Origin of the sequence: Acidisoma sp. (assembly GCF_035492295.1) — a bacterium.
GTDB lineage: Bacteria > Pseudomonadota > Alphaproteobacteria > Acetobacterales > Acetobacteraceae > Acidisoma.
The window spans coordinates 1-6,611 of record NZ_DATJJK010000264.1 but is presented as its reverse complement, the minus strand read 5'-3'; the positions used below and the strand labels follow the sequence as shown (position 1 = coordinate 6,611).

Here is a 6,611-nt window from a genome sequence, read left to right as displayed (position 1 = left end):
CTCCTCGGCGATTGCCGGTCCGATGCCGATGATGTTGTCGAGTTCACCGCGCGCTTCCGAACCTACCTCGACCGCGGCGAGCATCTCCGTGCGCCAGTTGGCGAAGCTGCTGTAGTGCCGGGCCAGCAGCCGCGCATTCGATTCACCGATGCGGCGAATGCCGAGCGCATAGATGAAGCGGTCGAGTGGAATATGCCGTCGTGACTCGATGGCGCGTGACAGGTTGCGCGCGGATACCTTGCCCCAGCCCTCGCGCCCCGCAATCTCCTCCTCCCTGGCCGGCAGGCGGAACAGATCGGCCGGTGAGTGCAGCCAGCCTTCGGCGTAGAATTCGCGGATGGTCTTTTCGCCCAGCCCATCGATGTCGAATGCGGGGCGGGAGACGAAGTGGATCAACCGCTCGACACGTTGTGCCGCGCAGATCAATCCGCCGGTGCAGCGCCGCACGGCCTCGCCCGGCGCGCGCACTGCATGACTGCCGCACACCGGACAGGTTTCCGGAAACTGATATGCCTTTGCTCCCTTCGGCCGCCGATCAGTTACAACTGAAACGATTTGCGGGATCACGTCGCCGGCGCGCTGCAGCACGACGGTGTCGCCGATACGGATGTCCTTGCGACCGATCTCGTCCTCATTGTGCAGCGTCGCGTTCTGCACCAGCACGCCGCCAACATTCACCGGTTCCAGCCGCGCAACCGGCGTGAGCGCGCCGGTGCGGCCAACCTGGATGTGGATGTCGCGCAGCACGGTCATCGCCTGTTCGGCGGGGAACTTCCATGCGATCGCCCAGCGCGGCGCGCGGCCGACGAAGCCTAAGCGCCGCTGCAGCGTGACGTCGTCGATCTTGTAGACCACGCCGTCGATATCATAGGGCAGGCCCGCACGACCGAGACCGATCTCGGTCTGGAAGGCTTCTGCCTCCGCACCACCGGCCACCGCGCGACGCAGCGGATTGACCTGGAAACCCCAAGCCTCGAGTCGCTCCAGGAAGTGCCAATGGCTGTCGGCGATTTCCTCGCTCGCCTCGCCCACGGCATAGGCGAAGAAGGAAAGCGGACGGGCAGCGGTGATGCGCGCGTCGAGCTGACGCAAGGACCCCGCCGCCGCATTGCGCGGATTGGCGAAAAGCCGCTCTCCGACCGTTTCCTGGGCCGCGTTGAGGGCCAGGAAATCCGCTTTCGTCATCAACACCTCGCCGCGGATTTCCATCCGCGCCGGGGCTTTTCCCTTCAGCGCCTCGGGCACGGTCGCGAGCGTCCGGACATTCTCCGTCACCAGCTCGCCCTCGAACCCGTCGCCACGCGTGGCGGCGGCGGTGAGGCGGCCGTTCTCGTATGTGATGGAAAGGGAGAGCCCGTCGAGCTTGGGCTCGGCCACGAAGCGCAACGCACTCTCGTCCTTCAGGCCCAGGAAGCGCCGGATACGCGCTTCGAATTCCAGAAAATCCTCGGGCGCAAAGGCATTGTCGAGGGACAGCATGGGAATGCCGTGGCGGTGCTTTCGAAAGCCGCTGGCGGGTGCGGCGCCCACTTTTTCGACCGCGCTTTCGGCATCGGCAAGCTCAGGATGTTCGGCAAGGATTTCCGCCGCGCGCCGGCGCCAGCCGTCATACTCGGCGTCCGTCACCTCCGGCGCGTCATGCCCATGATAGGCGACATCCGCCGCTGCGATCTTAGCGACCAAACCGGCGAGTTCGGCCTTCAGCATCTCCGCGCCCGGGCTTTTTGGCTTCCGGCTCATGCAGCATTCCCAAGCAAGCTATCCGCGGCCGCGCGCGCGGCCTCCGTGACACTTTCGCCCGCCAGCATGCGGGCCACTTCCTCGCGCCTGGCCTCGCCCGTCATCGGCTCGACCCGCGTGGCACTGCGCCCGCCCTCCACGGCCTTGGCGACGCGCAGATGCGCGTTGCCGCGTGCCGCCACCTGCGGACTGTGGGTGACCGTGAGCAGTTGGACATCCTGGGCCAGGCGCGCAAGCCTCTCGCCCACCGCCGCCGCCGTCGCGCCGCCGATGCCGGAATCGACCTCGTCGAAGACCAGCGTGCCGACGGCAGAGCCACGGCTGAGCACCAGTTTCAGCGCCAGCATGAGGCGGGACAGCTCGCCGCCCGAGGCGATGCGGTCGATCGCGCCGGGCGCCTGGCCGGGATTGGTCGCGATCAGGAAGCGGATGCTTTCCACCCCGCGCGCGCTCCAGCCGTTTTCGGCCTGCGCTTCGATCTCGACCACGAACCGCGTGCGTTCCAGGCGCAGCGGCGGCAGTTCCGCCATGATCGCCGCCTCCAGCCGACGCGCCGCCTTCTGCCGCGCGGCGGAAAGCCGCGCCGCCTCCGCGACATAGGCCGCGCGATCCTCGGCGACCGCCGCTTCCAGTTCCACGAGATGCGCCGAACCGGTGTCGAGCGCCGCCAGACGGGTGGCGAGCTGCTCGCGCAGCGCAGGCAGTTCGGCTACGGGCACACTGTGCTTGCGCGCGGCGGCGCGTAGCGCGAACAGCCGTTCCTCCGCCCGTTCAAGCTCGCGCGGGTCGCCATCCGCCTCATGGGCGAGGCGCGACAGCATGGTTTCGGCCTCGGCGATCGCCTCCTCCGCCCGATCAAGCGCGGCAAGCGCCGGGGCAAGTGGGTTATCGGCCTCGGCTTCAGCCGAAAGGCTGCTCGGCAGCAGGCGCTGGAGGCTTCGGGCGGCAGCGCGGAGCGCAGCACCGGGCCCCGGATTGCGCCGCTCACGGGGCGCGATTTCGGAAAGGGCGGCGGCAATCGCCTCCGCCCGCCGGGCCGCCTGCTGCATGGCATGCCGCGCCTGGGCGAGGGTTTCCTCCTCTCCCGGCTCTGGGGCGAGATCGGAAAGCTCGCCCACCGCATGGCGCAGCCAGGCCTCATCGGCCTGGGCCTCCGCCATGGCGCGGCGGGCCTGATCCAGCGCCGCCAACCTATCCCGCCACCGGCGCCAAGCGCCGACGACGGCTTCGGTCACTCTCGCGGGTACGCCGAAACTATCGAGCAAAGGACCGTGCGCCGCGGGGTCGGCAAGGCCGATCTGGTCATGCTGGCCCTGGACCTCCACCAGCAGCGCACCCAGGCGGCGAAGCAGCCCGGCACTGACCGGCTGATCGTTGACGAAAGCCCGCGAGCGGCCGTCCCGGCTCACCAGGCGGCGAATGACGATCTCTTCCTCCGCCTCCAAGCCATGCTCGGTGAGCAGCGCGAAGGCGGGATGGGACAGGGGCGGGATGAAGAAGGCGGTGACCGTCGCCTGTTCCTGGCCGGCGCGGACGAGGCCACTATCGGCGCGGTCGCCCAGGGCGAGGCCGAGACTGTCGAGCAGGATGGACTTGCCGGCACCGGTCTCTCCGGTCAGCACCGTGAGACCCTCGCCGAAGGTGAGGTCGAGCCGGTCGATCAGCACCACGTCCCGGATGGAAAGCGCACTCAGCATGGCGCTATCCAGTCACAGGACCAGGGTTCAGAACAGCCAGCCGAAGAAGCCGCCGGAGGATTTCGGCTGCGGCATCACGGTGGGCTTCTGCTGCACGCTGCCGGTATCCGCCGTGGTGTCCGCGTCGGATGTCACAACGTCGCCCGTCTTGGGGTTGATCACGTCTGTGGAAGCGAGCTTCGCATAGGCTTCCTGGTACCATTTGCTGCCCGGATAATTGTAGGCGAGCACCGCCGCCGTCCGCCGCGCCTCGTCCGTCAGGCCGAGCTTGAGATAGAGTTCGGTCAGGCGCTCCAGCGCCTCGGCAGTATGGTTTGTCGTCTGATAGTTGTTGATGACAACCTGGTAGCGGCCGATGGCGGCGGCATAAAGATGCTGCTTCTCGTACCACTTGCCGATGACCATCTCGTGCCCGGCCAGCTGATCCTCGCCGAGATCGATCTTGAGCTGCGCATCCCGGGCGTAGGCACTGTTCGGGAAGCGGTTGACCACTTCCTGCAGCGCGTCGATCGCCTCCTGTGTCGTCGCCTGCTCGCGCTGCACGTCCGAGATCTGTTCGTAGTAGCAGAGCGCACGCAGGTAGTAGGCGTAGGCGATGTCACGATCAGCGGGATGCAGATCGATGTAGCGGTTCAACGCGCTGATCGCGTCCGAATAATGGCTGCGGAGATATTCGGCATAGCCGTGCATCAGCTGGGCATTGGTGGCCCAGGGCGAATAGGGCGTGTTCTGCTCGATGTCGTTGAAGTCGTTCACGGCGGTCTGATAGTCCTGCTTCTGCAGGGCGTTGATGCCGTTGTTGTAAACAACCTCGGGCGGCAGGCGCGCGTTCCGCTCCGTTATCTCGGTGGCCGTCGGGCCGGATTTGAACATCCCGCAGCCGGCAAGCGCCGGTGCCAGGATCAGGACGATCGGAAGAATCCGGCGGTGCTGTGACATGCTCGGCGACTTATACCATTCCATGGCCTGCGCGAAGACCCCGCTCAGCTGCATTTTCAAGCTTTCACCGTCCGCCCGGCACCCAGACGACCTCCCGCCCCGATCCCGCGTTCAGGTGACGGCTGAGGACGAAGAGATGGTCCGATAGTCTGTTGAGAAAGCGGAGGGCCAAAGGATTGACCGGCTCCGCGGCGGCGAGGGCCACTACCAGTCGTTCTGCCCGCCGGACGATGGTTCGCGCAAGATGGGCCTGGGCCGCGGCCGGAGTGCCGCCGGGCAAAACGAAGCTGGTGAGTGGCGGCAGCACCGCATTCATCGCCGCGACCTCGGCCTCCAGCCGGGCGATCGGCGCCTCGCCCATGCGCAGGCGCGAGCGCCCCGCCTCAGCCCCCTCCGCCGCCTCCGGCGTGCAGAGATCGGCGCCAAGATCGAACAGATCGTTCTGGATGCGAGCGAGCATTCCGTCCGCATCCGGACGGTCCGTCGTATGCAGGCGGATGAGCCCGATCGCGGCATTGGCCTCGTCCACCGTGCCGAAGCTCTCCACCCTGAGCGCGTTCTTGGACACCCGCGCGCCATCGCCGAGCGAGGTCTCGCCAAGATCCCCGCCGCGGGTCACCACCCGGTCGATGCGTACGGCCATGCTGTCCTCGCCCGCTGTGCCGCGCCGAAGCACGTCTCCCGGCCCGGATAGCCCGCCCGGGCGCCCATGTCACGGCGGTCAGCCATCAAACCCTACAGGCGGGTGCGGGAGGCCTGCCGTGAAAGCCATTGTCTCTCGCCCAAAGCCCGACTATGTGCGGCGCAGCATGGATATCACCCAGCCCGTCGAGCAGCAGGTTCTGAGCGGCGCCCCCACCGGGGACGGGCCGCTCGCCGTCTATCGCCACGCGGTTTCCCGCAAGCTGATCGTCTCCGACCCTGCCCAGGCGGCGGCGGCCGAGCGCTTGCAGGCGCTATGGAGCAAGCTGCGCCATTACGATCCGCCGGCTCGCCTGGCGCGCAACACCCTGCTCGGCCGCTTCCTGCGCCGCAAGCCGGTGGACGAGGCCCCTGGCGCGGAGGTCAACGGCCTCTACCTCGTGGGCGAGGTCGGCCGCGGCAAGTCCATGCTCATGGACATGTTCTTCGCGACCGCCGAGGTGCCGCGCCGCCGGCGCATCCACTTCCACGCCTTCATGCAGGAGGCCCATCGCCGCATCTTCGAGTGGAAGCAGGCCAATCCCGGCGGCGAAGACCCGATCCCGCCCCTCGCCGACCGCATCGCCGGAGAGGCCATCCTGCTCTGCTTCGACGAATTCCAGATCAACGACATCGCCGACGCGATGATGCTCGGCCGCCTCTTCGAGGCGCTGTTCGAGCGCGGCGTCGTTGTCGTCGCCACGTCCAACACCGTGCCTGACGATCTTTTCCGCGGCCAGCCGGGGCGCGATGCCTTCCTGCCCTTCATCGACGTGCTGAAGCAGCATCTCGACGTGCTGGTGCTCGATTCCCAGCAGGACTACCGCCGGATGCGGGATGCGACGGGCGATACCTGGCACGTGCCGCCGGGCCCCGCCGCCCGCGCCGCGCTGGACCGAGCCTTCCGCGCTCTGAGCGAGGGTGCGCCCGTCCGGCCCGTGACCCTCACCGTCATGGGCCGGGCACTCGCCGTGCCCCAAGCTGCCGGTGGCGTCGCCCGCTTCACCTTTTCCGATCTTTGCGCCCGCAACCTCGGTGCCGGGGACTATCTCGCCATCGCGACCCATTTCAACGCCGTGGTGCTGGACGATATCCCGCTGCTCACTCCGGACAACCACAACGAGGCGCGGCGCTTCATCAACCTGATCGACAATCTCTACGATCACCGGGTGAAGCTGGTGGCCTCGGCCGCCGCCCAGCCAGATGCCCTCTATCCGGACGGCACCGGCGCCCAGGCGTTCGAGCGCACGGCCTCGCGTTTGGTGGAAATGCAGACCGAGGCCTATTTCGGCCTCGCCCATCTGACCTGATGTCAGCCAGCCTGCGCCAGACCTGGGCCGCTTCAGCCCGGCGGACTGGCCAAAATCACCGCGCCAGCGAAAGCCGGCCGCGCGCAAGGCCCCGGATTGTGCTTCGCCGCGCTGCCATGGGCACCAGATTGCGCAGGAACATCGCCGCCGCCGCCGACCAGGAATAGCCTTCGGCGAAGCGCCGGCAGGCGGTACGGTCCATGTCGAGCGCCGTGAGGGCGGCGGCCCGCAGATCCTCATCGAG

At 67.7% G+C, this 6,611-nt stretch carries 5 protein-coding genes and 1 pseudogene; 1 reads left to right on the top strand and 5 read right to left on the bottom strand.

The annotated features are described in order from the left end of the window. The 4 genes from ligA to VL752_RS19830 form a co-directional block, all read right to left on the bottom strand. Positions 1-1,740 (bottom strand): NAD-dependent DNA ligase LigA (ligA, locus tag VL752_RS19845; RefSeq protein WP_325357950.1); only part of this gene is annotated, 1,740 nt, incomplete at its 3' end. Next, the gene (gene recN, locus VL752_RS19840) at positions 1,737-3,437 is read right to left on the bottom strand and encodes a DNA repair protein RecN (RefSeq protein ID WP_325357948.1); all 1,701 of its coding nucleotides are present in this window, start codon (positions 3,435-3,437) and stop codon (positions 1,737-1,739) included. The genes ligA and recN, both read right to left, overlap by 4 nt. Before the next feature lie 27 nt (positions 3,438-3,464). Then, positions 3,465-4,430, bottom strand: coding sequence for an outer membrane protein assembly factor BamD (locus VL752_RS19835; RefSeq protein WP_325357952.1), 966 nt, complete (start codon positions 4,428-4,430; stop codon positions 3,465-3,467). Between the two features lie 10 nt (positions 4,431-4,440). After that, a complete protein-coding gene (locus VL752_RS19830; RefSeq protein WP_325357946.1) occupies positions 4,441-5,019 on the bottom strand; it encodes a cob(I)yrinic acid a,c-diamide adenosyltransferase in 579 nt (192 codons plus the stop codon). Positions 5,020-5,185: 166 nt separating this feature from the next. Here VL752_RS19830 and zapE point away from each other — a divergent pair, with 166 nt between their 5' ends. After that, entirely contained in the window at positions 5,186-6,367 is a 1,182-nt protein-coding gene (gene zapE, locus VL752_RS19825; protein ID WP_408863194.1) for a cell division protein ZapE, read from the top strand. Between the two features lie 55 nt (positions 6,368-6,422). On the opposite strand, the pseudogene VL752_RS19820 reads toward zapE, so the two are convergent. After that, positions 6,423-6,611 (bottom strand): annotated as a pseudogene (locus tag VL752_RS19820) (hypothetical protein); the annotation flags it as partial.